The sequence below is a fragment of the Candidatus Arsenophonus nilaparvatae genome (genome assembly GCF_045346035.1).
GTDB classification, from domain to species: Bacteria; Pseudomonadota; Gammaproteobacteria; order Enterobacterales; family Enterobacteriaceae; genus Arsenophonus; species Arsenophonus nilaparvatae.
The window spans coordinates 1,749,075-1,773,978 of record NZ_CP158507.1; the positions used below are offsets into that span (position 1 = coordinate 1,749,075).

The window sequence follows — 24,904 nt, forward strand, 5'->3', positions numbered from 1 at the left end:
ATGTTTAATACTAAATCTATTCAACTTATGCTGTAGCGATACAAAAGCAAATAATATTGTTTACTACCCTTGAGCACAATCAGACCAGCAAGTAAAAGCAAAAAGCCCAGTACGATAATCCACTAGGCTTTTAGGTTATAACAGAGAAATGTTAATTACAGCTGCTGGGCAACCATTTTTTCCAATTTTTCCTGATCAATAGCAAATTTACGAATACCATCCGCCAGTTTGTCCGTTGCCATGGCATCTGCATAATGTTGCCAATAGAATTCTGCTTCTGTCATCGGCTTAGGCGGTGACTGAATTTGACCATTAAATGCCAATTTGCGGGGCACTTCACCTTGGGCTTCAGAAAGCTCTTTAAGTAATGCTGGAGAAATTGTTAAACGATCACAGCCTGCCAGTTGCAAAATTTCACCGCTATTGCGGAAACTTGCCCCCATGACAACCGTTTTATAGTCGTGCTGCTTATAATAATTGTAAATTTGTGTAACAGAGATAACGCCAGGATCTTCTTGTGGCGCATACTCTTTTGTATCGGTATTCGCTTTATACCAATCAAGAATACGACCGACAAAAGGTGAAATCAGATAAACACCGGCTTCAGCACAAGCTCGTGCCTGAGCAAAAGAGAATAATAGCGTTAGATTACAGTTAATACCCTCTTTTTCCAACTGCTCTGCCGCACGGATCCCTTGCCAGGTTGAAGCCAATTTTATCAAAATACGCTCATTTTTAATGCCGGCACGATTATAAAGCTCAATAATATGCCGCGCTTTATTAATACAGGCTTCAGTATCATAGGAAAGGCGCGCATCAACTTCCGTTGAAATTCTTCCGGGAATTAATTGCAGGATTTCTAACCCAATATTAACAGCCAATTTATCACACACATCAATAATTTGTTGCTCACGTGATTGACTTTGTTGCCGTGCCCATGAGATCGCTTCATCAATGAGAGGCTGATATTCTGGGATCTGAGCCGCATTAAGGATCAAAGAAGGGTTAGTTGTTGCATCTTCAGGTTTATAAAGCTTTATTGCGCTTATATCACCTGTATCTGCTACAACCGTCGTTATTTTTCGTAAAGAGGTTAATTTATCGGTCATTTTTTAATCCCGTTGTTATTGAGATGAAGCCGAGGCTCAAAATCCTATCTTGCTGTGATAATATCATTCATTGATATTACAACAAATAAATTCACCACCATTGTTTTGTTGTCGATAACAAATTTTGTTAGCTTATTTTCACACCCTACTATCGTTTAAATAGCAATAATTAACGTTAAATGCTACAAATAAGCCTAATGATAGCCATTTACTATTTTGATTAAAGTTGTTTATTTATGAATTTTACTAGGTATTAATTATGCTTATCACGATTTCACCTGCCAAAACACTTGATTATGAAAGTCCGCTTGCCACCACAGAATATAGTCAGCCAACCCTATTATCACAGGCTGAGCAATTGATTCAAATATGTCGTAAACTGACACCGGCGGAAATTGCCAGTCTAATGCATATTAGTGATAAATTAGCCGGTTTAAATGCAGCGCGTTTTGGACAGTGGCATGCTAATTTTACCCCAGAAAATGCCCGACCTGCTATTTTAGCTTTTAAAGGTGACGTCTATACCGGCCTGCAAGCGGAAAATTTTAAGCCAAAAGATTTCACCTTTGCCCAAAAACATCTTCGTATTCTATCAGGCTTATACGGTGTATTACGGCCACTTGATCTGATGCAACCTTACCGATTGGAAATGGGAACTAAACTCAATAATAAACAAGGAAAAGATCTTTATGCCTTTTGGCGGGATATCATTACTGAAAATCTTAATCAGGCCTTAAGCAAGCAAGGTGATAATATTCTGATTAACCTAGCTTCAGATGAATATTTTAATGCCGTTAATAGCAAAAAACTGGATGCTTATATTGTGAAACCTATTTTTCTAGATGAAAAACAGGGGAAATATAAAGTCATCAGTTTCTATGCGAAAAAAGCGCGCGGATTAATGAGTCGCTTTATTATTCAAAATCAACTAAAAAATATTGAACAACTGACTGAATTTAACTTAGCCGGTTATCAATTTGATAACGCTGCTTCCAAAGATAATCAACTAGTGTTTAAACGATCACAACATGGTTAACAATGGAAGCTAACGCTTCCATTTCAGATCATTGTTATTAAGTCGCATGCATAAATAAAAATTTACGCAACAAAGCAAAATCAGCGGGTAATTGATGGGAAAATATCGGTAAATTAGCTCGTTTTGCTAAAGCAGCTGGTAATGGTAATGTTTTAGCAATAATACGATCGACACTCTGTTTAAATTTTGCTGGATGTGCGGTACTTAAGAACAGCCCATATTCATCATCTTGCAACTGATCACGTAAAATACGATAAGCAACTGCGCTATGTGGCTCAGATATATAGCCTTTACTAGCCAGTTGTTGAACGGTTTTTTCAGTCATTCTATCATCAACAACACCATGACTAAGCTCATCAAGCTCCCATTTTTGGCGCTGGAAAAGTGTCTCTATCCGTGGCCAATTATTGGGTTGGCTGACATCCATTGCATTTGACAGAGTCGCTATCGTTTGATTAGGCAACCATTTGCCCTCAGACAGATAGCGTGGAACAGTATCATTAACATTAGTAGCAGCTATAAAACGCTTCACCGGTAGCCCCATTGCTTTGGCAAATAAGCCGGCGGTTAAATTACCAAAATTACCACTGGGTACGGAAATAACTAACTGTTGGCGGTTTTCAACCGCTAACTGTGCAACAGCCTCAAAATAATAACAAATTTGCGCCAATAACCGGCTAATATTAATAGAATTCGCGGAGGTTAAACATAATAGCCGTTTTAATTCCTCATCATCAAAAGCCTGTTTTACCAGCCTTTGACAATCATCAAAGTCACCCTTGATTGCGATAGTGTGGATATTTTCCCCTAGTGTACAGAATAATTTCTCCTGTAAAGGCGTGATCTTATTTTTCGGATAGAGAATAATAACCTGAACATTTTTAAGACGATAAAAAGCATGGGCTACGGCGGCTCCAGTATCACCTGAAGTAGCGGTTAAAATAGTAATGGGTTGGTTACTGGCAATTTGTGCCAATATTTGTGCCATAAATCGGCCACCAAAATCTTTAAATGCTAAGGTTGGGCCATGATACAACTCCAGGCTGGCAATATTTTCTTCTATTGGTCTCACAACTAACGGAAAATTGAACGCCTGTTTAACACACTCTGTCACTTGTTCTAACGGTATTTCATCGCCAATATAGGCTGATAAAATATAGCTACTACGGGTGATAAAATCGCACTGTAACCATTTAGCTAGCTGTTCATCATTCAGTTTTGGTATATTAAGCGGGAAAAAAAGGCCCTGCTGCTGACCAAGCCCTTGTTTAACTGCCTGCACAAAACTGACCTGCTCACTTTGATTTTTTAAATTATATAATTTCATTTTTAGCCTATCACTCTTGCACCAACTTGATCTAAACGACACATGTGCACAAAACCTGTTCCATTTTGTAGGTAATATTGTGTCAGCCATTGCATTACTTTTTCTGCTGTCTTTCTTTCATAGCAAATTGCAAATAATGTCGGCCCAGAGCCAGAGATACCACAAGCGACTGCGCCGATATTTTTTACTTTTTTGCGGGCTGCGATAAAACCGGGCAATATTTGAGCACGATAAGGCTCAGCGATCACATCCTGTAACATATCGATCGCTAAATCAGTTTGCTGGGTATGGCAGGCATGAATAAAACCGGCTAATAATCGACCATGATTAATCGTATCCTGCCGTTGATAATGGCTCGGCAGAATCGCCCTCGCTGCTGCTGTAGCAACCTTGATTCCTGGGTAAGCCATCACCCAAATCCAATCCGCAAAAATAGGGATTGATTGACTCAGCACATTATTTTGTTCGACTATCAGTTGCATACCGCCCAAATAACAGGGCGCAACGTTATCATAATGAATACTACCAGCGACACGCCCTTCCAATTGTCCCATCATTAATAACAAGCTGTTTTTATCAAAAGGGCGACCGCTATATTCATTTAATGCCATCAGCGCTGCTACCACTGAGCAGGCACTAGAGCCTAATCCAGAACCAATCGGCATATTCTTTTCTAATGTCATTTCAACATTGAGAGATTCACCCAATTCTTGACAAAACAGTTGCCAGGCCTGATAGACGATATTTTGCTGCGGCAGCTGGGGCAATTTGCCAACAAAAGATCCACTATTTTTCAAATTAAACTTATCTGCCTTCACGACCGAGACACAATCACCTAATTGTCTATTATCTACCGGAGAGATAGCCGCACCTAATACATCAAACCCAACACTGACATTACCTATCGATGCGGGTGCATAAACCTTGACCATTTTATGCTCCTATTTTCCTTGTTAACGTCCGTAATATATCGGCAAATACCCCTGCGGCAGTAACATCATTACCCGCACCGTAACCTCTTAATACTAATGGAATGGGCTGATAATAGCGGGTATAAAATGCTAAAGCATTTTCACCATTTTTAACTTTATAAAGTGGATTGTGTTCATCGACTGCTACCATTTTTACCTGACAACAACCGTCTTTAATTAACCCGATATAACGAAGAACCTTTCCCTGTGCCGTTGCTTGGCTAACCCTTATTTTAAAATCTTGATCTAATTGTGTTAATTGTTGAAGAAAATGGTTAACGTTACCACTAACATCAAAAGAGGCGGGCAATATAGGTTCAATTTCAATATCATTAAGTTCAAGACAATAACCGGCTTCACGCGCTAGGATCAACAGCTTACGAGCAACATCGATACCAGAAAGATCATCTCGAGGATCTGGTTCAGTAAAACCTTTTTCTTTTGCTAACAGCGTCGCCTGCGATAAAGACACCCCTTCATCGAGTAAACCAAAAATATAGGAAAGTGAGCCAGAAAGAATTCCGCTAAACTCTAGCAATTCATCACCGGCATTGAGTAAATTCTGCAAATTTTCAATAACCGGTAAACCAGCACCAACATTCGTTTCATACAGAAATTTACGTTTTGATTGCTCAGCAACCAATCGAAGCTGGTGATAATAATCCATACTATCTGTATTGGCTTTTTTATTTGGCGTAACAATATTAAACCCCGCCTTAAGCAAAAAAGCATAGTGCTTCGCTATTTGCTGATCAGCGGTACAATCAACGATGACTGGATTGAGAAAACAGTGTTTATCCTGTAATTGGCACAGATCACTTAAACTAAAAGCTTGTTTAGATTGTGATAATGCTATTTGCCAATTATCCAGCGTTAAGCCTTTAATATCAGTTAACATCACCCGCGAATTAGCAATTGCACAAACTCGCAGATCAATATGTTTCTTTTTCAACCAATTTTGTTGCCGATAAATTTGTTCAAGTAAAGCATTGCCAACACCGCCAACACCAACAACAAAAACATTGATAATTTGAGCGGTATCAAACAACATTTGGTGACATAATTGCGCAGCGACTGTAGTCATATTATTATCAATCACAGCAGAAATTGAACGCTCAGAAGAGCCTTGTGCAATAGCGACAATGTTAATATTACCAAGCGTCAAGGCAGAAAAAAAACGGGCTGATATTCCCTTGAAAGTTCGCATTCCATCACCAACGACTGAGATAATAGCAAGCTGCTCAATGATATCCAATGAGCTAAGCAAACCTTCCTTTAATTCCAAATAAAACTCTTCAGTCAGTGCTTTATATGCCTCAGCTAATTGATCCTGATGCAGACAAAAACTAATACTATATTCAGAAGAAGATTGCGTGATTAATACAATTGAAATTCCCTTATACGACATGGTGGAAAAGATGCGAGCAGCCATACCTACCATACCCTTCATACCCGGCCCAGAGACATTAATCATCGCCATATTATTTAGACTGGTGATCCCTTTAATTGGCATACACTCACGGTTTTCAACATTACCAATCAAAGTGCCATTGCCATTAGGCACTGAGGCATTTTTAATTAAACATGGGATCTGAAATTGGGCAATCGGAGCAATTGTTCTAGGATGGAGGACTTTAGCGCCAAAATAGGAGAGCTCCATCGCTTCTTGATAGGATATTTCTGTTAGCAAACGAGCCTCTGGTACAATACGGGGATCACAAGTATAAACACCATCAACATCGGTCCAAATTTCACAATAATCTGCCTGTAAGCAAGCAGCAAGAACAGCGGCAGAGTAATCTGAGCCATTACGTCCTAATATTACCGGTTCATGGTGCAAATTACCGGCGGTAAAACCCGCTAACAAAATAAGATGATCTTTAGGTATATTCAACGCGCTAATGCGCTGGCTCGATTCACGGATATCCACTGTCGCGCTAAGATAGTGCCCTTCAGCGAATAAATTTTCTACTGGATCAATAATCGTTATTAGATAGCCACGGGCACGCAGTATCGATGCCATAATAGCAATCGAAATTTTTTCGCCGCGACATATTAATCCGGCATGAATACTTTCTGGGCATTGTCGCAATCCTAATAGCGAAATGCCATGTAAGATTTGCTCAATTTGAATAAACTCATTTTCAATCATTTGCCTGACTTTTTCATATTCAAAATCAGATTGCTTGTTCTTCAAACCGGACAGCAAGGTAGAAAAAATGTCCTTCGCCGCCTTGATATGCACAGTAATATCGGCGCCCGACGTCGCCGCATCGATCATAGCAACAAGATAATCGGTGATCCTCGCTGGTGCCGATAAAACTAAAGCCACCGGCCCTTGTGTAAATTTATCCGCGATAATATTAGCAACGTTGAGCATTTTATTATCATTAGCAACCGACGTTCCACCAAATTTGAGCACACGCACTGGTTTTTTCCTCCTGAAATTGCGTTAAAAAAAAACCCGCATCATTTGCTTGGATGCGGGCTTTATGTTCGATTTTGATTTTAGTTATGCGTCAGCCCGCCCCATAACCAATGGTTACGGTAGTGGTAATAATGGTGGTATTGAAGCTGGTCTTACGCATCACTGTCCTAAGTTTCTATTAAAAAATATTTAGCTATATACTGGTTAAAACAATTTTAATGCAAAGTCAAATAATTTGTTCTTTAATTACTAAAACTAATTAAACATATTCATTTCTTTGTTAAGTAACTATTACCAATAGAATACATTTAACTTTAAGCAGATAAAAAAACAAACATAACCGAATAAATGAGAATTTTTATCTATTTACAATCAGCAACGCTTGTATGTTAACAGATAAATAATAATATGAAGCTCTGCGTTTATATTTTTCATATAAATTACATTAGTGCCTATTTTAATTTAAATACAATATTTTATGACACAAAAAATCATATAATTTAAGTAATAATCTTTATAATAGCTTTATTTCGATTTTGACGTGTATCAACAAAAGTCATTTTTTTAGGTGGTAAATAGGCTTTTAGCTGTTATATTGCTGTTAACATAAAATGAGAAAAGAATTGTTTAGTAAATTTCTTTTAGGTTCGGCATAATTGTTTTTTTGTTACAAAAAAATTATATGAACTTTAATGATATTCGCTAAGCTTTCATTAGTATTATAAAACGAAATTAGAGAAAGCATGCTCTTGAAACATTAGTGTGTAAATCTGGTAATTTATATTGTAGAGAGTTAGGTAGCACATATGCAAACCCCACATATTTTGATTGTTGAAGACGAGATTGTCACACGCAATACCTTAAAAAGCATTTTCGAAGCAGAAGGCTATATTGTACATGAAGCTACTGATGGAGCCGAAATGCACAATATTTTATCTGATAATGATATTAACCTGGTCATTATGGATATTAATTTGCCAGGCAAAAATGGTCTGCTACTTGCGCGCGAATTACGTGAACAAGCTCATGTTGCGCTGATGTTTCTTACCGGGCGTGATAATGAAGTTGATAAGATATTAGGATTAGAAATTGGGGCCGATGATTATATAACTAAGCCTTTCAACCCTCGCGAATTAACAATTCGTGCCCGAAATTTACTTTCGCGCACAATGAATCTTTGCCAAATTAGTGGTGAACGCCGCCAGGTAGAAAGTTATAAATTTAATGGCTGGGAACTGGATATTAACAGTCGCTCTTTAGTCAGCCCGATTGGTGATCAATATAAATTACCACGTAGTGAATTCAGAGCCATGTTACATTTTTGTGAAAATCCAGGTAAAATTCAAACACGTGCAGAACTATTGAAAAAAATGACCGGACGTGAATTAAAGCCCCACGATAGAACTGTTGATGTGACTATCCGCCGTATTCGTAAACACTTTGAATCGATAGTCGATACACCAGAAATTATTGCCACCATCCATGGTGAAGGTTATCGCTTCTGTGGTGATATTGAAGAATAAATATAACATATTAAACCCCTTTTTTTAGGTGTTGGGGGGTTTAATAAATATATTAATGCCATGGCATAATTGGCACAGCACTAATAGCATTTTTAGGCGATCCATCAATTATTTTGTCTGAATAAGTTAAATAAATAAGTGCATTCCGTTGATTATCGTAGAAACGTACTACTTGTAGTTTTTTGAAAATCAATGAAGTACGTTTTTGAAAAACAACTTGCCCCTTTTTATTATTTAATTTAATTTTGTCATCTATAATTATTGGCCCAACCTGTTGACAAGAAATTGCCGAATCAGCAGTATCTTCTGCCAGGCCGAGACCTCCTTTAATACCGCCTGTTTTTGCTCGACTCAGATAACAAGTTATATTATTAATATCCGGATCGTCAAATGCTTCAATAACAATTTTATTATCAGGACCAAAAAGTTTAAATACCGTATCAACAGAACCGATTTCTTCTGCCAATATTGAATTTGGTAGAAAAAATATTATTAAAATAGATAGTAATTTTGACAAATTTCGCATGATATCAATTTTCCTTAATAGCACTCATTAAATAATAAAATTATTTTTACATTATTAATATCCATAAAAATAATAAAATAGCTATATAAAGCAATTTAGTATTAAATGGATGTTTATAATAAAGTCTTTATACTATTTATAGGTGATTATTTAAACCAGGTACTTCTATGGATCAAAGCAATATTATCCGCGATTTACTGTATTGGATAGACACACATCTAGATCAGCCGCTATTTCTCGATAACGTCGCAGCTAAAGCTGGTTATTCAAAATGGCATTTACAGCGGATGTTTAAAAACATTACTCAGCAAGCTATTGGCTCTTATATCCGTGCTCGCCGACTTTCCCGTGCGGCTGTTGCGCTTAGGCTGACTAGTCGGCCAATTCTTGATATTGCACTGCAATACCGTTTTGATTCACAGCAAACCTTTACTCGTGCGTTTAAAAAACAATTTGGCATTACACCAGCTCTCTATCGTCGCAGTGAAGAGTGGTGTGCTACAGGTATGCAACCACCAATCACTCTAGAAGAACAAAAATTACCAAATGTGTCCTTTGTCACACTAGCACCAAAACATTTAATGGGAATAGAACAAACTTGCTCATATATATTAGAAAAATGGTCTACTGCCTGTGCTGAAATGCGCCAACATTTCTGGCAATATTATCAAGATAAAACAAAAATTATACCTAATGAAGTTTATGGATTATATCGTGTCGTGCATAGCTCAGAAAAGGATGATGAACAAACGGTTTCATATATTACTGCAGTCGAACCGCAATATGCTGATAATGAAAATAATTTATACCATTCAGTTATCATCGAAGGCGGTGATTATGCCCGCTTTACTTTTGAAGGAAAACCAACAAAAAGTGATCTACAACAGTTTTTATATATGATTTATGGTGTTTATATGCCTAATCTCAATCTAACCCGTCGCGCGGGACACGATATAGAACATTATCAGCTGAAAGATCCTAATAATCCTGAATGTAACTACAATAATCCAGAAAACCATATGGTCTCATTTGATTATTTTGTGCCGATTAAAAGAACGCCTTCCACCAGCTAAAACGAATTGATTATAATAGTTACTCCCTAATCAAATCCAAGGGAATATTTCCCTTGGCAATATTATTCTTACATTATTTAATTATTACCAGAGTTAAATTTGCTGTTCATCTAATGCTGGCTCAACTAAATGAGAGATATCCCCTGCGGTTTCTACTACCCAGCCATTGGCCAACCAAGGCGTTTCCTGAAAATCTACCTTTGAAATAGAGCAGTTACGTAAACGTAAACGCCTTTCAGCGTAAGTCGGCACACCCAGTATGCGATTAAGTAGTGCTCCTAACCCTATCCCATGACTAACCAATAAAGGTATACTCCCTGCTGGTAAAGAACGACACTTCTCTAGCGCAGTAAACATGCGTTCTGTTATCTCTCCCATAGATTCACCATCGGGAATACGTGCTCCAGGAGAGCCATTAACTAAATTTCGACGCCAACGCTCTTCTTCGTCACTTAACGAACTAATTGCCCGCCCTTCAAGGATCCCCATGTTCAATTCCCTTAACCGTGGCTCAAGAATAATGTTACAATGGCAAGCTTGCGCGATAATTTCTGCCGTTTTCTGCGTGCGCCCTAAGTCACTGGATATAATGTGAGTGATGCCAATTGATTTCACTCTTTCAGCAACCAATTTAGCTTGTCTAATGCCAACTTCAGTGAGTGGGCTGTCAGATTGTCCCTGAATACAGTGAGCCACGTTCCATTCAGTTTCTCCGTGGCGAACAAGATAGACCTGTAACATAATAATTTTCCGTTATACTTCACAAAATAATATTTTAAAGGATACTAATTAATGTATAAAGTAATCGCAGCAACCGCAAATCCGGCCAAAATAAACGCTATTCATTTAGCATTTGAAGCTGTTTTTGGTGCTGGCAATTATCAAATAGAAAGTATCAATGTTAGTAGTAATGTAGCCCAACAACCAATTGGTAATACGGAAACCCGCACAGGTGCACGCCAGCGTGTTATGGCTTCACGTCAAGTTCGGCCCGAAGCCGATTTTTGGGTAGGTATTGAAGCTGGGGTTGAAGATGAAATGACTTTTGCCTGGATAACCATTGAACATAAACAAATTCGCGGTGAATCACGTTCTGCCAGTATTATGTTACCAGAGCAAATTTTGTTTAGTATTCAACAAGGCCGCGAGTTAGGCGATGTGATGGCGAATATCACTGGTATGGCTAATATTAAACACAACGAAGGGGCAATTGGTTTTTTTACCAATGGTTTACTCAGCCGTACCAGTGTCTACCAACAAGCGCTTATTTTAGCATTAGCACCTATCCAACATGAAATTTATAAAGAACTTAATGTGCTACATGACAGCTAGCTCATGTCAGCGTAACCAAATCGTATAAAGAGTGGCTAAAGGTGTACATTTTACAATTTAATAAAAGATGTTTATGGCTTGAGTAACTGCTGTTCCAACCAAACTTTCACCTCTTTAGTCGCACTCTTCAGACTATTAGAACCCCGCGTGATGGTTGCAATTCCGACACCTAACTCACTTTTAAGCTCTCGCTGACTCATTTCACCGTCCATTAATGCCTGAATAATCCGAACCCTAGTCCCCAATGCCACACGTTCATCTGGGGTTAAAAATAATTGTAAAATGGGTTGCTGTAACTCTTGTTGGAAAGCACTACGCAATAATTCGACAAAGCGTTGCCAATCACTATTTTCATCAGGTTGAAGGGCTGGATCAATAAGATAGTTTTCCATAATATATACCGCCATACTATTTAACTAGTACAATAGCATAACATAAACAGCTCGGTGATGGACATAAAGAGCACTAATAGTTCATCATCCATTCGCTTTTTGTTAATATTTTAACTGAGTTACCGAGAAAATATTGATAAAAAAGATTGTAGACAAGTACATTTTTAACATAACGTCGCGTTTCAGAAAATGGGATACTTTCAATAAAAGAGATAACATCTAATTTTCCGTTACTGATTGCTAACCAACGCGCCACTCTGGCAGGTCCAGCATTGTAAGCAGCACAAGCTAATACCCGGTTAAATCCAAATTGCTGAAAAACTGTCTCCAAATATGCGGTACCAAGCTCAATATTTTTTTCTGGATCAATTAACTTACTACTATCGGTATAATCTGCAATGCCATTCAATTTTGCCACTTGTTGTGCTGTCTGTGGCATTAATTGCATCAAACCAATCGCACCCGCAGCAGAACGCACTTGTGGATTCCAACCACTTTCTTGTCTGGCAATCGCCATGGCAAAACTTTTATCAATTTTTTTATCTTTTGTGTGCCGTTCAAATTCACGTTCCCAGGCAATAGGAAAACGCTCTGTTAAATGATCCCATAGTTTGGCAATAATTGTCGCCTGTACACTCAAATCAGCCCACCGATGTTCAAATGCATAGCGTGCTAGTTGCTGTTGGCGGATTTTTTTCTGTCTGATAAGCAGATTAATCCATTCAGTGCGGGCTAAATTTTCCTTTTTCCAAAACAACAATTCACCTATTCGCTGTACCTCAGGCAATAAATCGATATCATTTTCAGGTTTAGCGGCAATCGCAATATTTATAGGATACGGAATGTTCAATTTTTGTGCCGCAACCATAGGATAAAATCCGCGCCGTTTCACCAAGTTGAATAATATTTTTTTACCTTGCTTAGGCTTACCTTGAGCGATTAAAGTAATAGCCTGCCAATATTGCCACTCTTCCTTATTTCGGCTTTCTTTAGATAATCGCTTTAACCATTGCGCAAGCGAAACCATATCATTGCTTGCCAGCGCTAAACGCACCCTTCGTTCACGTAAAGAAATTGAAGATGAGTGTTGAATAACAGTATCACGCCACTTAGCTTGTTGTAGCGTCACCTCACCGAATAATTGCCAGGCGATATCATCCTTCAATTGCTGCTGTTGTAAAGGGCTCATTTTCTGTGCTTGGATAATAATCGGTATCGCAGCCTTGGCCTTCTCTCCCGACTGGCTGGCAAAGCGGTTAAAAAACAACAATATCACTTGTCGATTAAACGCCGATGGCTTGACCAGGCTGGCAAATTTCACCACTAAAGAGAGATCTTGCTGTAATTTGGCCAAGCGCTGGCCGATAATTTGATCTTTAGTTGGCAACCGATTGACTAGGCTGGTAACCAGAGCAGCATCATTGCTTTTAATAGCTAAAAAAATACGTTGCAAAATCAATTCAGTGGTTAATTGTCCAGCTTGTTGCCAACGGGTAAAAAGCTGTTCGCACGCTTGGGGTAGTAGATAGCCGTGTAACCAAATCTGTTTCGCTCCCTGCCACGCCGCTTGCTTATTACCTGTTTGCCATTTGGCATAGTAATAATTACAACGAGCAATAATCGGCCTCGGCGGTGAAGGGCTAAAAGCTAGTAAGCTATGCCATTCTTTACGCTGGGCAAGCTGATTGACAAAAAGGGTAGACAACTTTTGATTGAGGGGAAAATGGGGATATTGTTTGATAAAAGTCTCAACTTGCGCTCCAGAAATGGTATTAAGATCTTGCGTCAATCGCCGATATGCCAGATAAGGATAAAGCGGATATTCGGTTAATGTTGGCATCAAACTTGCGACTCGATGATTATCATTAGCATCCCAGGCTTGCTTAATTGCCTGATAACGCTCACGTTGAGCGGCTAATGAATCACCCAGAACATGGAAAGGTAACCAGAGTATTATCAGCAATATTATCTCTGGCCACCATTTTCTCGACGCCATTATTTACTCCTGTCTAAGATAACTATATCTATATAAAATATTATTATCCAAAACAAATATAATTACTGAACTAATTTAAGAAAATAGATCATAAAAATATAATTCCTTAGGATTGCAAAATGATTGCCAGTACGCTTGATGAACAATATCCTACATAAAAATTAAACTATTAATATTAGTAAATAGGATCGTGTATAATAACCACTCAGCAACCTACCCGCTTAATTACATGGTTCATTACAATGTGAATAAGGTAATCATTTATTTTAATAAAACTTTATGCTAAAGATCTGCAATAAATTTTTGATTAGATCTTATTAATATTATTAATCGTAATTTAGGCAGAGTTTAATTAAGTGCCTGAATATTTTCTTCAAATGAGATAAGCAACCCGTTGATATCTAAAATTATTCAATTAGCTAAAAGGTAGAATAAATTGGCACAGTTCGTCTATTCCATGCATCGAGTGGGAAAAATTGTCCCACCGAAAAGACATATCTTAAAAAATATCTCTCTTAGTTTCTTTCCAGGTGCCAAAATTGGTGTTCTTGGCCTTAATGGAGCGGGTAAATCAACATTACTTCGTATTATGGCTGGTATCGATACTGAAATTGAAGGTGAAGCACGCCCCAATCCAGGGATCAAAATTGGCTATCTCTCCCAGGAACCAAAACTTAATCCTGATCATACCGTACGTGAAGCAGTCGAAGAGGCAGTTAGTGAAATAAAAAATGCTCTTACTCGCCTTGATGAAATCTATGCGGCCTATGCTGAACCTGATGCTGACTTCGATAAACTGGCAAAAGAGCAAGGCCAGTTAGAAGCCATTTTGCAATCACATGACGGACACAATTTGGATAACCAGTTGGAACGTGCAGCCGATGCATTACGCCTGCCAGCCTGGGAAACAAAAATAGAACAACTTTCAGGTGGAGAGCGGCGTCGGGTAGCTATTTGTCGTTTACTGCTGGAAAAACCCGATATGCTATTACTTGATGAACCAACTAACCATTTGGATGCAGAATCCGTCGCCTGGTTAGAACGGTTTTTACATGATTACGAAGGAACTGTTGTTGCTATCACTCACGATCGCTACTTCTTAGATAACGTGGCAGGTTGGATCCTGGAACTTGATCGCGGAGAGGGTATCCCATGGGAAGGTAATTATTCCTCTTGGTTAGAACAAAAAGAGACTCGCTTAGCACAAGAGGCTTCTAGCGAAGCGGCTCGCCGCAAATCGATCGAAAAAGAACTTGAGTGGATCCGACAAAATCCTAAAGGCCGGCAAGCAAAAGGAAAAGCCCGTTTAGCCCGTTTTGAAGAGTTAAACAGTGTTGACTATCAAAAACGTAATGAAACCAGCGAGCTATTCATTCCGCCAGGGCCTCGTCTAGGAGACAAAGTTTTAACGGTTGAAAATCTCAGTAAATCCTATGGTGATCGGGTTTTAATTGATAACCTTAGTTTCTCGATCCCTAAAGGGGCTATCGTGGGTATTATCGGCCCAAATGGCGCGGGAAAATCAACCCTTTTTCGCATGATTTCAGGTCAAGAACAACCTGACTCTGGCACAATAACCTTAGGTGAAACTGTTAAAGTTGCCTCAGTTGAACAATTTCGTGACACCATGGACAATAATAAAACCGTGTGGGAAGAGGTTTCCGGCGGACAAGATATTATGCGTATCGGTAATTTCGAAATTCCAAGTAGAGCTTACGTCGGACGCTTTAATTTCAAAGGAGTTGATCAGGGTAAGCGAGTTGGAGAACTCTCTGGTGGTGAACGTGGCCGTTTACACTTGGCAAAACTACTTCAGGTTGGTGGTAATATGCTACTACTGGATGAGCCAACTAACGATTTGGATGTCGAAACATTACGCGCGTTAGAAAACGCATTACTGGAATTTCCTGGCAGTGCATTAGTTATTTCCCACGATCGCTGGTTTCTTGACCGTATTGCCACTCATATTATTGATTATCAAGATGAAGGAAAAATCACTTTCTTTGAAGGTAATTTTAGTGAATATGAAGATTATAAAAAACGGACATTAGGCGCTGATGCGCTAGAACCTCATCGCATCAAATATAAAAAGATGAGCAAATAAATAGGCCAAATAAAATAAGGCTTGCTAAAGCAAGCCTTATCATTTAAAAATTCGGAGATTTTTCATCCATCATAAGCAGTTGCTGAACCAACTCAATACAGCGTAAAAAACGCTCATCATAATTAGGCGAATCAACCACCACAAATTCCACTTGATTTTCAATCAGTAGTTCAATCAATAAATTTTGAAATGTTATACGTTCCTCATCACTACCCAAACTGCGTAATCCATCAGCAACCCATGGGGTATTATTTTCTAATAAAATAACCAGATCAAAACGATATTCATCAATTAATGCTTGCACAAAAGGATGTGGTTTCCCCTCATATCGTTTACAAAAAGCTTGGGTGGTAATGAAATCAGTATCGATAAAGGCAACTTTATTGGCATATTTAACGGCAAAATCAATATATTTTGCATGACCCAATGCTATCTTGTCATAGTCAGAATATTGTAACGCCATCTCATCGCCACCTAAATGAGAGAAAACATAATCACGACCATATTCCCATGCACTGGTGGTGTTAAAAATATTCGCAAGCTTATTAACTAAAGTCGATTTACCACTTGATTCCCCACCTAATATGGCTACCTTACGCACAAAAAATGGTTTTACTTCCGTTGGAATATATTCCCAATACCGAAATGGCGCTTGCCTAATTTGATTGCCACTAATATTCATAAATGTGCGCTCAGGATCAATAAGCACCACTTCTGCACCAAGATATTTTTTATAATGCGCAATATCATCCACTTCGCCAGAATAAATAAATTGTGGTTGAATATTTTTTGCCATTAAAAATTTTTTCATTCCTTCGCTCCATACTTGCCAGCCATGTGGGTATGGTTCTATGCCTTGCTCATCAAAGGAATGAATATAAATATTTTTTGATATTTGAAAGTTTGTAATAACCATCGTAGCCGATCGCTTACTGTCGGTTGCTGTGACATCGAACTGTTGATAAAAAGCGCCCGATCACGAGGTTCATCATGACAAAGAATGACATATAATTCATCAACTTGACTACACGCACGCTGTATCAGGTAAATATGGCCTGTATGCAATGGATAAAACTTACCAAATACCACACCAATACGTTTAGGCTTTAATGGATATTCAATATTTAAAAAACGATGCAATGCGGCAATTTTGCGCGCGCTAGGATTATTAATTTTTTCATTAATTAATTGGCTTAAATAACCTTTTGTCATGCCGCAAGCAGTCGCAATTTGTTGTAAAGTACAACCTGTTTGTTTAATAGCCTGTTTCAAATAATCAAACTGTTTCATCGCTTCTCCGGTTAATCAAAGTTTTCCATAACCGTTAATGCCTCTGACAGTTTTTTCACACCAAATAACTGCATATTGGGTAATGGTTTTTTGGGCACATTAGCATAAGGAACAATCGCTCGTTTAAAACCATGTTTTGCCGCCTCAATAATCCGCTCTTGGCCACTAGGTACTGGACGGATTTCACCCGCCAATCCAACCTCACCAAAAACCACAACATCACGCGGCAATGGACGATTACGGAAACTGGATACTAAAGAAAAGAGTAAAGCAAGATCAGCACTGGTTTCCGTCACTTTAACCCCACCAACAACATTAACAAAAACATCTTGATCCGACATCTGTAATCCACCATGCCGATGCAAAATAGCCAGCAAAATCGCTAATCGATTCTGCTCTAAACCGACAGCAACGCGTCGCGGATTAGCTAGCATTGAATAGTCCACTAGCGCCTGAATTTCCACCAGCAATGGTCGCGTTCCTTCCCAAACAACCATCACCGAGCTGCCCGAAGTGATCTCTTCTGCTCTACTGAGAAAAATAGCCGATGGGTTACTCACTTCCTTTAACCCTTTTTCTGTCATGGCAAATACACCCAGTTCATTAACCGCACCAAATCGATTTTTATGACTTCTTAAGGTACGAAATCGTGAATCTGCTTCACCATCCAGCATTATCGAACAGTCAATGCAGTGTTCAAGTACTTTCGGGCCGGCCAAAGAACCATCTTTTGTGACATGCCCTACCATGATAATGGCGATTCCTCGTGTTTTGGCAAATCGGGTAAGATAAGCCGCAGTTTCTCGGACTTGTGCCACACTACCAGGTGATGACTGTATATCCGCGATATGCATGACCTGAATAGAATCAATCACCATCAATTTTGGCTGTTCCTGCTCTGCAATCAAACAAATCTGCTCAATACTGGTTTCAGATAACATATTGAGATTATCGGACGGTAACCCTAATCGATGCGCTCGTATCGCCACTTGCTGTAAAGACTCCTCACCGGTGACGTATAAAGTTTTCATCTGTGATGAAAGCCGACACATAGTTTGCAAAAGCAATGTACTTTTACCAGCACCTGGGTTACCACCAATTAAAATCGCGCTACCAGGTACCACACCACCACCGAGAACACGATCAAATTCTTTGAAATCAGTAGAAAAACGTGGCAATGCTTCTAAACTAATGGCAGACAATTTCTGTACTTGGTTACCTGTAGCACTACCAGCATAACCATTAAGGCGTTCTGCTCGCGAAGTAGAACTGGCAGCTAATCTTACCTCGGTGATCGTATTCCAGGTATGACAAGCGATACATTGGCCTTGCCAGCGTGGATAATCTGCACCACATTCATTACAGACAAATGCTCTTTTTATTGCTTTTGCCACCGTTATTGCCTCTTTTATTTATTGATTTGATCGTTAACGCTCTTCATGCTTTAAGCCACCACTTAAAACACAAAGTACACCCATCAAATCTGCATGTTGAATCACTACTTTTGCCCTGGCCTGTACTTTAGATTTAGCATGATAAGCAATACCCAATCCCGCCTTACGGATCATTTTTACATCATTTGCGCCATCACCAATAACAACGGTTTGCTCGATTGGAATAGAGAATTGTCTAGCTAATTTTATTAAGGTTTGTGCTTTGACTTTAGCATCCACAATGTTGCCATTCACCTTACCGGTCAATTTGTTATCTTTAATTTCAAGTTTGTTAGCCACCGCAGCGGTTAATTTTAATTTTTCCTTCAAATAATTAGTAAAAAAATTAAATCCACCTGAAACAATAACAACATGCCAATCAAATGCCTGCAACTTACGGACAAGACTGGTTAAGCCTGGTGTCAGTGGCATATGCTCTAATACATTTTGCAAAATTTGCATGTCGGCTCCAGCAAGTAACTTAACCCGAGCTTTTAAACTTTCACTAAAATCAATTTCCCCTTGCATTGCGCGTTCTGTAATTTCAGCAACCTGCTGGCCAACTCCGGCCAAACGAGCAATTTCATCAATGCATTCGATCTGAATTGCCGTTGAATCCATATCCATCACCAACAAACCTGGCGCACGTAAACGGGGAATATTACCCAGCGGTACAACATCTAAACCACACTCTTCAGCTATTTTCTTTATTTTTGCGCTTAAGCTACCCGCGATACGAACGACTTGATAATCATCAATACGCCAAGAAGAAACAATCACAATCGCATTACCAGAGCGTTGTTGAAATTGACTGATACGTTGCTTATTCAGTCCTCGTCCATAAAGCAACCAACCACTATCTCCAGCCCGATAATCCAAAGGCATAACCTCTTCACCACTTAGTGAAAGCGGTAATCCAGGCCATTTTTGGATCTCATTAGGCAAATAACAATAGGTTAAACTCGTCGACATTAATTCATACTCCTGTCATCCAATCACGACAATTAGCCAACAAAAAAACGGCTTTTCAAACTATCCTATCATCTTAACCTCTGGCAATATGATAATGAACTAAGTTTAAAAGAGCCGATTATGATTAAAACGAAATTAAAGTTTCGATTACATAAAACTGTTATCATTTTAATTTGCCTCTTCTTACTCATTATTCTAATCCAAAAGGTTAGTTATTTTAGTAAGTTACATCAGAAAATCAGAGTCGAGCAGTTTAAAGAATTGGCTCATACACATGCTGAACAAGTTGCTTTTAGCTTATCCAATTATATACAAAGTGATGGTAAGAATTTTAATAATAAACAGATCCTGGCCATTCTTAATCAATTAACTATTAATGAACATATTCTCGATGCAAGTGTTTATCTTAATGATGGAACCAAAATTCAGCATGCAGGTGAAAAAGTTGCTTTACGAGAGCGATTATCCCTTAATCACCCTCCATGCCACAACTATGTTAACTATCAATTGGTTGTTCCAATCTTCGATACCAAAAAACCAAAAGGCTTTTTACGTTTAACCATTGATGCTCATCAATTTAGTATAGGATCTAAACAAATAGATAATATGGCTAATTTATTAAGGATTATGTTACTTTTAGCACTCACTATCGGTTTTGTTCTGGCTAATATTTTATCTAAATCAATTTCAATACACTGGCCAAAGTTACCTTTTTTATCAATAAGCAATAGTCGCTCGGCAAACAATCAGCAAAAGAAATAAAAATGGCTAAAAAGAAAGCAGATTAAAATCTGCTTTCTTGCTTGATTTAAATTTAATGATTTATTTTTAATCCAGTAATAATACTGATTCTAACGCAATTTCAACCATCTCATTAAATGTCGTTTGCCGTTCTGCTGAAGTTGTCTTTTCGCCTCGACGAATATGATCAGAAACCGTACAAATAGTTAGTGCTTTGACACCATATTCCGCCGCAATGCTATACATACCAGCAGCTTCCATTTCCACCCCCAAAATGCCATATTTTTCCATTGTATCAAACAATTGCATTTGAGGCGTATAAAAAAGATCAGTAGAAAAAATATTACCTACCAGAACGTCGAGATTCTTTGCTTTAGCCGCAGTTACAGCATTATGAACCAGCTGATAATCCGCAATAGCCGCAAAATCATTATCATCAAATTTTAGTCGATTAACTTTAGAATCGGTGCATGCTCCCAGGCCGATAATAATATCGCGTAACTTTACTTGATGGCTAATAGCACCACAGGATCCTACTCGTATTATTGTTTTAACACCAAAGTCAGTAATTAGCTCTTTCATGTAAATTGAACAGGAAGGGATCCCCATACCATGCCCCATCACAGAAATGCTACGACCTTGATAATTACCAGTAAAACCTAACATACCACGAACATCATTTACCTGACGGCTGTCGGTCAAATAATTTTCTGCAATATGTTTTGCGCGTAGAGGATCGCCTGGCATCAGCATAACTTCCGCAAAATCGCCCATCTCAGCATTAATATGTGGGGTGGCCATAAATAAATTTCCTTTTATTACTTATCGATAAAATCGGGAATATGAACAAATATTTCCCATCATACTTAAAATAGCGTTTTGCCATATGCCATTGGCGATAAACCAAAGTATTGCGCAACGGTTTGACCAATATCAGCAAAGGTCTGTCGATGACCTAGTGCCCCAGGTTTTACTTTCGGACCATAAATTAAAATAGGAATATTTTCCCGCGTATGATCAGTTCCTAGCCAGGTCGGGTCACAACCATGATCTGCGGTAATAATCAAAACATCCTCATTCTCAATTAATGCCAGCATTTCAGGTAAAAGACTATCAAATAACTCTAGTCCTGCCGCATAACCCGCAACATCACGACGATGTCCATATGAAGAATCAAAATCAACAAAATTAGTAAACACAATGGTATTGTCGGCCGCTTTTTTGATCTCCTCAAGGCTTGCCGCAAATAGCGCTTCAATACCGGTTGCTTTCACTTGCTTAGTAATGCCGACATTGGCATAAATATCTGCAATTTTGCCAATTGAAACCACCTGGCCGGCTTTTTCTTCAACCAGTTTTTGTAGGATGGTTGGTGCAGGTGGTTCAACTGAATAATCTCGACGATTACCGGTACGCTGAAAACAGCCAGCTTTATTGCCGATAAAAGGACGAGCAATAACACGTCCAATATTATAAGCACCTTCATCTAGCGTCTTTCTCGCTATTTCACAAAGCTGATAAAGATTTTTAACCCCAAAAGTCTCTTCATGACATGCTATCTGAAAGACTGAATCGGCTGAAGTATAGAAAATAGGTTTACCTGTTTTCATATGCTCTTCACCTAATTGATCCAAGATCACCGTGCCTGACGAGTGACAATTTCCCAGATAACCGGGCAAATTAGCCGCTTCAACTAACATATCCAATAATCGTTGCGGAAAACTATTTTTTTGCTGTTTAAAATATCCCCATTCAAATAAAACCGGTACCCCGGCGATCTCCCAATGACCTGATGGGGTATCTTTGCCGGAAGATAACTCACTCGCATAACCATAAGCACCGATAATCTCAGCGTCTTCATCCAGGCCGATTGGAAATGTTCCTGATGACCCCTCAGCGGCTTTTGCTAACCCTAAACGCGATAAATTGGGCAAAAAGAGTTTACCTTTACGACCCTTATCAGCCTTCCCTTGCGCACAAGCGGTCGCAATATGGCCTAAAGTATTCGCCCCAGCATCACCATATCTATCCGCATCCGGCGTAGCGCCAATACCAAAAGAATCAAGCACCATAATGAATACACGTTTCATAACTACCCTTGGTTAGTCCAAATTCAATTAATCCATTATTAAACAAAAAATAACGCATTCCATAATTCGAGCTCATAATAACTATTTACTATCGTCAATAAATACAAAATACTAATCGATGCTATTATCTAAAAACTTCTTTTATTAACGATCATTTATTAACAATCATTTTCATCGATTATTAAAATAGACATTTTCATTTTTCTGCCAGCCAATAATTACTGAAACAGTGCATAAAAAGATCAATAAAAATTAATAGTCGCCAGTAAAATTATCTATTGGGCATCCTAATGTATTCAATAGACTAGACAATAAGCTTGACGCCCCAAAACGAAAATGACGAATATTTACCCATTCTTTTCCCATGATTCGATCGGCTAAAACCAGATATTGGGCAGCTTCTTCTACCGTACGAACGCCACCTGCCACCTTACAACCTACCTGACTAGCAACGTCCATATCTCGAATAACTTTAAGTATAATTTCAACATTCTCTAGGGTGGCATTTATCGCAACCTTACCCGTTGATGTCTTAACAAAATCAGCGCCGGCAGCAATAGCAATTTCTGCTGCCTGTCGAATAAGATCAGGCTGTTTTAATTCACCGGCTTCAATAATAACTTTCAGTAAGACACCTCTCGGTAGACAAACTTCTTTACACGCTTTAACCAGGTCAAAACCAATTTGCTTATTACCAGTTATTAATGCTCGATAGGGAAAAACAACATCAACTTCGTCTGCCCCATAAGCAATAGCAGCTTGTGTTTCAGCTGTAGCAATCGCAACATCATAACCACCAAATGGAAAATTAGTTACCGTGGCAATGCGAATATTCGGGGTTTTTTGTTCGGTTAGCATTTTACGTGCTAATGGAATAAAGCGAGGATAAATACATATCGCGGCAGTATTTCCTTGTTCAGTCTTGGCTTGATGGCATAAAATCTTCACTTTTTCATCAGTATCGTCATCATTTAGCAGAGTTAAATCCATCAAATTTAATGCGCGTTGTGCAGCAAGTTTTAATTCCATCATATAATTCTCAAAGCTACTGACATTATTGCTTTAGCGATTAAACAATCGTTCAATGTTTAATATACCAAGCAGATTAAGTTACATAGTCGCTAACGATAAAAAGAAGCCAGCAATAGTGGCACTCATCAAATTAGATAATGAACCGGCTAATACCGCTTTCAAACCTAATCGAGCAACATCTTTACGACGGTTCGGGGCAATTCCACCTAAACCACCCAGTAATATGGCTACTGACGCTAAATTAGCAAAACCACACAATGCAAAAGAGATTATGGCTTTAGTATGTTCAGAAAGTACTTGCTTACCGGCGGCAATAACTTCACTATCAGGTTTTAAGTATTCGCCAAAATTCATATAAGCAACAAATTCATTGACCACTAACTTTTGCCCAATAAAAGAACCGGCAATTGTCGCTTCATGCCAGGGTATACCAATCAAATAGGCAATTGGTGCAAAGATCCAGCCTAAGATCAATTCTAATGATAAGCCTGGTATATGGATCCAGCCACCAATCACCGACAAAATACCGTTAAGTAACGCTATCAATGCAACAAATGCCAGCAACATCGCACCGACATTTAGAGCGAGTTGCATGCCGGAAGAAGCGCCAGTGGCGGCAGCATCAATAATGTTAACTGGGCGTTCTTCGCCGCTCGCCACACTGACCATATTCACTGCATCGTGAGTTTTCTCTGTCTCCGGTACCATCAATTTGGCAAATAACAATCCTCCTGGTGCTGCCATAAAAGATGCTGCGATCAGATATTCCATTGGCACCCCCATTTGCGCATAGCCAGCCAATACCGAGCCAGCAACCGAAGCCAATCCACCACACATAACAGCAAATAACTCAGAGTTTGTCATGGTGGCAATATAGGGTCTGACAACCAAAGGCGCCTCTGTATGACCGACAAAAATATTAGCGGTCGCTGATAGTGACTCAGTACGTGAGGTGCCTAATATCCATTGCAAAAGTCCACCTAAGATTTTGATAAAAAACTGCATAATACCAAGATAATAAAGTACGGCTATCAATGACGAGAAGAAAACAATGACCGGTAAGACACGTAAGGCAAAAATAAAACCACCACCGCCAAACAGTTCAAACATTTTATTAGAGACTAAACCACCAAAGACAAAATCCATGCCAACTTGTCCATAACCAATCACACTAGAGACTGCATCTGATACAGTTTCCAAAGTGCGGCGACCGGCAGGGATATAAAGAACAAATGCGCCAATTGCAATTTGAATAACAAAAGCACCAAATACGGTACGGAATTTAATTGCCCGACGGTTACTGGAAAAAATGATAGCGATGAAAATCAATACTACCATCCCTAGCAGGCTCATAATGAGTTGCATGAATAATATCCCTGTGTATTATATAACAAATGAAAATTTATATAGTTTAAAAAATAAACTGCCAGTTTAATGCGCAGACATTATAACGATTTCGCATTAATAACTGACAGTCGGTATCACAAATAATCATAACGAAAAATCACGAAAAAATAAATTTTGCGACA

21 protein-coding genes, 1 pseudogene and 1 other annotated feature are annotated in these 24,904 nt (G+C 38.8%); of the genes and pseudogenes, 6 read left to right on the forward strand and 16 right to left on the reverse strand.

The genetic code is table 11. The features are described from left to right. Nucleotides 1-155: 155 nt before the first annotated feature. Nucleotides 156-1,109: a transaldolase gene (tal, locus tag WH390_RS08485; RefSeq protein WP_032115079.1), complete on the reverse strand. Its 954-nt coding sequence runs from the start codon at nucleotides 1,107-1,109 to the stop codon at nucleotides 156-158. Nucleotides 1,110-1,368: 259 nt separating this feature from the next. Here tal and yaaA point away from each other — a divergent pair, with 259 nt between their 5' ends. Next, nucleotides 1,369-2,145 (forward strand): peroxide stress protein YaaA, encoded by a 777-nt coding sequence (gene yaaA, locus WH390_RS08490; protein ID WP_032115078.1) that lies wholly within the window; start codon nucleotides 1,369-1,371, stop codon nucleotides 2,143-2,145. Nucleotides 2,146-2,182: 37 nt separating this feature from the next. Here yaaA and thrC read toward each other — a convergent pair whose 3' ends face one another. The 4 genes from thrC to thrL all read right to left on the reverse strand — a co-directional run bounded on the left by thrC (nucleotide 2,183) and on the right by thrL (nucleotide 7,031). Continuing rightward, nucleotides 2,183-3,472: a threonine synthase gene (gene thrC / locus WH390_RS08495; protein WP_032115077.1), complete on the reverse strand. Its 1,290-nt coding sequence runs from the start codon at nucleotides 3,470-3,472 to the stop codon at nucleotides 2,183-2,185. 2 nt (nucleotides 3,473-3,474) lie between these two features. Continuing rightward, entirely contained in the window at nucleotides 3,475-4,404 is a 930-nt protein-coding gene (gene thrB / locus WH390_RS08500) for a homoserine kinase (protein ID WP_032115076.1), read from the reverse strand. A gap of 1 nt (nucleotide 4,405) precedes the next feature. Continuing rightward, nucleotides 4,406-6,871, reverse strand: a complete 2,466-nt coding sequence (gene thrA / locus WH390_RS08505) for a bifunctional aspartate kinase/homoserine dehydrogenase I (protein WP_032115075.1) — start codon at nucleotides 6,869-6,871, stop codon at nucleotides 4,406-4,408. Nucleotides 6,872-6,896: 25 nt separating this feature from the next. Then, nucleotides 6,897-7,024: a sequence feature (Thr leader region), on the reverse strand. Next, nucleotides 6,963-7,031 (reverse strand): thr operon leader peptide, encoded by a 69-nt coding sequence (gene thrL, locus WH390_RS08510; protein ID WP_072012858.1) that lies wholly within the window; start codon nucleotides 7,029-7,031, stop codon nucleotides 6,963-6,965. Its footprint overlaps the feature before it by 62 nt. Before the next feature lie 646 nt (nucleotides 7,032-7,677). Between thrL and arcA the strand changes: the two genes are divergently transcribed. Then, the gene (gene arcA / locus WH390_RS08515) at nucleotides 7,678-8,394 is read left to right on the forward strand and encodes a two-component system response regulator ArcA (RefSeq protein ID WP_032115074.1); all 717 of its coding nucleotides are present in this window, start codon (nucleotides 7,678-7,680) and stop codon (nucleotides 8,392-8,394) included. Between the two features lie 52 nt (nucleotides 8,395-8,446). On the opposite strand, the gene creA is transcribed toward arcA, so the two are convergent. Continuing rightward, nucleotides 8,447-8,920 (reverse strand): protein CreA, encoded by a 474-nt coding sequence (gene creA, locus WH390_RS08520; RefSeq protein ID WP_032115073.1) that lies wholly within the window; start codon nucleotides 8,918-8,920, stop codon nucleotides 8,447-8,449. Between the two features lie 167 nt (nucleotides 8,921-9,087). On the opposite strand from creA, the gene robA reads away from it, so the two are divergent. After that, nucleotides 9,088-9,993 (forward strand): MDR efflux pump AcrAB transcriptional activator RobA, encoded by a 906-nt coding sequence (gene robA / locus WH390_RS08525; RefSeq protein ID WP_032115072.1) that lies wholly within the window; start codon nucleotides 9,088-9,090, stop codon nucleotides 9,991-9,993. A 93-nt stretch (nucleotides 9,994-10,086) separates the two neighbouring features. On the opposite strand, the gene gpmB is transcribed toward robA, so the two are convergent. Continuing rightward, a complete protein-coding gene (gene gpmB / locus WH390_RS08530; RefSeq protein WP_032115071.1) occupies nucleotides 10,087-10,734 on the reverse strand; it encodes a 2,3-diphosphoglycerate-dependent phosphoglycerate mutase GpmB in 648 nt (215 codons plus the stop codon). Between the two features lie 51 nt (nucleotides 10,735-10,785). Between gpmB and yjjX the strand changes: the two genes are divergently transcribed. Further along, on the forward strand, nucleotides 10,786-11,325 hold the full coding sequence (yjjX, locus tag WH390_RS08535; protein ID WP_032115070.1) for an inosine/xanthosine triphosphatase: 540 nt from the start codon (nucleotides 10,786-10,788) through the stop codon (nucleotides 11,323-11,325). Nucleotides 11,326-11,396: 71 nt separating this feature from the next. On the opposite strand, the gene trpR is transcribed toward yjjX, so the two are convergent. After that, nucleotides 11,397-11,717 carry a trp operon repressor gene (trpR, locus tag WH390_RS08540; protein WP_032115069.1) on the reverse strand — a complete coding sequence of 107 codons (321 nt, stop codon included), beginning with the start codon at nucleotides 11,715-11,717 and terminating at the stop codon, nucleotides 11,397-11,399. A gap of 73 nt (nucleotides 11,718-11,790) precedes the next feature. Further along, on the reverse strand, nucleotides 11,791-13,713 hold the full coding sequence (gene sltY / locus WH390_RS08545) for a murein transglycosylase (RefSeq protein ID WP_032115068.1): 1,923 nt from the start codon (nucleotides 13,711-13,713) through the stop codon (nucleotides 11,791-11,793). A gap of 436 nt (nucleotides 13,714-14,149) precedes the next feature. Between sltY and ettA the strand changes: the two genes are divergently transcribed. After that, nucleotides 14,150-15,817: an energy-dependent translational throttle protein EttA gene (ettA, locus tag WH390_RS08550; protein ID WP_032115067.1), complete on the forward strand. Its 1,668-nt coding sequence runs from the start codon at nucleotides 14,150-14,152 to the stop codon at nucleotides 15,815-15,817. A 43-nt stretch (nucleotides 15,818-15,860) separates the two neighbouring features. Here the strand turns inward: ettA and nadR are convergent. From nadR to serB, 3 genes and pseudogenes are all read right to left on the reverse strand, one after another. After that, nucleotides 15,861-17,107, reverse strand: a pseudogene (gene nadR / locus WH390_RS08555) (multifunctional transcriptional regulator/nicotinamide-nucleotide adenylyltransferase/ribosylnicotinamide kinase NadR). An 11-nt stretch (nucleotides 17,108-17,118) separates the two neighbouring features. Further along, nucleotides 17,119-18,501 carry a DNA repair protein RadA gene (gene radA / locus WH390_RS08560; RefSeq protein ID WP_032115066.1) on the reverse strand — a complete coding sequence of 461 codons (1,383 nt, stop codon included), beginning with the start codon at nucleotides 18,499-18,501 and terminating at the stop codon, nucleotides 17,119-17,121. 33 nt (nucleotides 18,502-18,534) lie between these two features. Next, nucleotides 18,535-19,512 (reverse strand): phosphoserine phosphatase, encoded by a 978-nt coding sequence (gene serB / locus WH390_RS08565; RefSeq protein ID WP_032115065.1) that lies wholly within the window; start codon nucleotides 19,510-19,512, stop codon nucleotides 18,535-18,537. 120 nt (nucleotides 19,513-19,632) lie between these two features. On the opposite strand from serB, the gene WH390_RS08570 reads away from it, so the two are divergent. Next, a complete protein-coding gene (locus tag WH390_RS08570; protein WP_032115064.1) occupies nucleotides 19,633-20,274 on the forward strand; it encodes an AhpA/YtjB family protein in 642 nt (213 codons plus the stop codon). A gap of 66 nt (nucleotides 20,275-20,340) precedes the next feature. On the opposite strand, the gene deoD is transcribed toward WH390_RS08570, so the two are convergent. The 4 genes from deoD to WH390_RS08590 all read right to left on the reverse strand — a co-directional run bounded on the left by deoD (nucleotide 20,341) and on the right by WH390_RS08590 (nucleotide 24,740). Beyond that, nucleotides 20,341-21,054, reverse strand: a complete 714-nt coding sequence (deoD, locus tag WH390_RS08575; RefSeq protein WP_032115063.1) for a purine-nucleoside phosphorylase — start codon at nucleotides 21,052-21,054, stop codon at nucleotides 20,341-20,343. A gap of 65 nt (nucleotides 21,055-21,119) precedes the next feature. Continuing rightward, complete coding sequence (deoB, locus tag WH390_RS08580; protein WP_032115062.1) at nucleotides 21,120-22,343, reverse strand: phosphopentomutase; 1,224 nt, start codon at nucleotides 22,341-22,343, stop codon at nucleotides 21,120-21,122. Nucleotides 22,344-22,595: 252 nt separating this feature from the next. Further along, nucleotides 22,596-23,375, reverse strand: a complete 780-nt coding sequence (gene deoC, locus WH390_RS08585; protein ID WP_032115061.1) for a deoxyribose-phosphate aldolase — start codon at nucleotides 23,373-23,375, stop codon at nucleotides 22,596-22,598. A gap of 78 nt (nucleotides 23,376-23,453) precedes the next feature. Continuing rightward, complete coding sequence (locus WH390_RS08590; protein ID WP_032115060.1) at nucleotides 23,454-24,740, reverse strand: NupC/NupG family nucleoside CNT transporter; 1,287 nt, start codon at nucleotides 24,738-24,740, stop codon at nucleotides 23,454-23,456. Nucleotides 24,741-24,904: the final 164 nt, after the last annotated feature.